Origin of the sequence: uncultured Campylobacter sp., from assembly GCF_937997465.1 — a bacterium.
GTDB lineage: Bacteria > Campylobacterota > Campylobacteria > Campylobacterales > Campylobacteraceae > Campylobacter_A.
Window position 1 is genome coordinate 1 of record NZ_CALKTQ010000246.1, and the last position, 2,417, is coordinate 2,417.

The 2,417-nt window shown below is 50.0% G+C and carries 2 protein-coding genes; both read right to left on the reverse strand.

What is annotated here, in order from left to right; all coding sequences use genetic code 11:
- Window positions 1-434: 434 nt before the first annotated feature.
- A complete protein-coding gene (creD, locus tag Q0546_RS08245; RefSeq protein WP_298792100.1) occupies window positions 435-1,763 on the reverse strand; it encodes a cell envelope integrity protein CreD in 1,329 nt (442 codons plus the stop codon).
- Window positions 1,764-1,861: 98 nt separating this feature from the next.
- Window positions 1,862-2,417, reverse strand: a 556-nt coding sequence (locus Q0546_RS08250) for a hypothetical protein (RefSeq protein ID WP_298792102.1), incomplete at its 5' end; no start/stop codon positions are given.

Below are 2,417 nucleotides of genomic sequence, written 5' to 3' on the forward strand. Positions count from 1 at the left end.
TATTCGTCCCAGATGGAGCCGCCGATTAAATTATTTTTTGCCATTTTATTTCCTTTTTAGAGGCGTTGTCTCGCGAGCGTCTTTGAATGAGTTTGCAAAAATATCGTTGCTGCAACCTACGTGGTTAGCTTTGCTCATTTTTGCTTCACACCATTCAAATCCATCTCGCGATACGGCCGCCTGCTTCCTTTTAAATTTAACTCAAATTTGGGCTTTCAAAGCTCAAATTTCAATTAAATTTAATCTTAAATTTGAACGCAAAACATTCAGGCGAAGTATTTTTCTTTTTTACTTCGCGCAAGCGCTCGTAACGAGACTTCGCTACGAGGAGACAAGGCGGAAACGACGGAGGCGAGGGAGCGGACCAATCGTCCGTGACCGAAAGCCGACCGAGTTTCCAACGATGTATAAACCAAAAAGACAAGCCAAAAAAACTAAATTTTCAGCCCGTTTTCGTACCAGTCTATCTTCCTGGTCAAATACATCACCAGCGCTATCACCGCAAATATCATCACGCTGCCCATCAAAAGTGCGTAGTCCTCAGACTGCAAGATACCGTAGAGCAAGCAGTAGCTAACCCCGTGCACGAGTGCGATAAAAACGCCCCATTTGCGCGCTCGAAAGATCGCCGAGCCGTAGAAAAGTATCGTCGCGCACACGGCTGCGGCCGCGACAAGATAGCTAGCTAAAAAGCTAATATGCTCGGAAAACGAGAGCACGAGCAGGTAAAACAGCACGTCGGCGGTTCCGATGAGCAGGTACTGGATCGGATGGATGCGGACGCGGCTGTAAATTTCGCACAGAAATATCGCCAAAAACGGCACCGCTAAAAACAAGATCGCGTAGGTCACGCAGCGCGCGATGAGCGAGTAGTTGTTTACGGGGCTGATGAAGCTAGCCTCGATGCCCTCAAACCCCATCTCGCGTCCGCCGTTCATGATCCAAGCCTGCGGGATGCTGGTGCTAAGGCCCGAGATCTCCCACTGCGCGTTAAAGCCGCTGCTCGTAACTTCGCGAGATTTCGGCAGCCACCCGCCGCTAAAAGACGGCGAGCTCCACGAGGATTTTACGTCAAATTTATTATCCTGCCCCACAGGGACGAAGCTCGCGCTCTGCCCGCCCTGCATAGATAGCGCGCCCGTTAGCTCAAAGCCGCCGTTTGCTAAATTTGCGGGTAGCTTGTAGTGGACGCTTTGGGTAAAGGGCGAGTATTTAGGCGGCGCAAAAGACTGCGTGAGATCTTGGCCGTTTGCTTTTAGCGCGGGAAACGCGGTAAAGGTTTTTTTGCTGCCCACGCCCAAAATCAGCGTCGCCTCGCTTAGCAAAACGTCGCTTTCCGCGATATTTAGCTGCTCGAAATTTAGCGGCGCAAATTTTGCTTTTAGCGCGACGTCGCCGTTAAAAACGGGCACGCTAAAGATACCGCGCTTTAGATACTGCGGTTTTAGCTGGGTCGATAGCTCGTATGACTGCGGCGCTATCATGATCTGCTCGGTAGTCTGCGATACCGTAGGTACGCCGTTTTCGTTATAGACGGCCGCTTGTTTTTTGTACGGCACCGAGATCAAAACGCCCTCGATCCTAAGCGGGCCGCCGACTGGCTGCATGATGGACTCCTCGGCGGTACGCTTGACGTAGGCGCGGTCAGAGATCATCGAGCTGATGAAACCTAGCGGGATAAGCAGCAGCAAAAGCAGGACGAAAATGATGACGGGCTTCGTCCAAAAGCCACCCTTGACGCTATCCATGATTTTGTTTTCCATTGGATTTCCTTTTGATTTTTTTTCACTGCGATTTTAGCTAGAAATCGTAATAAATCGGTAAGAAAGGTTGTAAATTTAGAGCAAATTTGACGGCAAATTTAACTGCGCCGCAAGCTGCGCTTTCTAAAATAGCTATAAATCCAAGCGCCAAGCAATAAAACCGCCGCGAGGCAATACATATAAAAGGCTGTGCCGTTTTCATACTCCACGTCCTGCGCGATAAAAACAGGCTGCGACATCTCGGGGTTTCGCGCCGCCTCGTCCGCGATCTGCGCCATCACCTCATCATCATGCACGTCTAGCGTGATCTTTCGCAGCTCGATGAAATTCGTCCGCTTATCCAGATGCCTGCCGCTGCGACCCGTGACGTAAACGCTATGCGAGTAGAAATTTAGATAGTAAAATCCCGCGTCGTCTTTCAAAAGCTTTTCCGAAATCTGCCGCACGGCGCCTTTAAACGGATTGTCACCCGCCCTTTTTAGCGCGCTTAGCTTACCGCCCTCCCCGCCAAATTTATAATAAACGTACCAAAGAGCGTCTTTTATCCGACCTTCGGCGCCGCTGCCGCGCGGACGATTTAAAATTTTATCCTTGCTTAGATAAAATATGCCGTTTTTGCTCGCAAACAGCATGTATTCCTGATGCCCGCTCTGA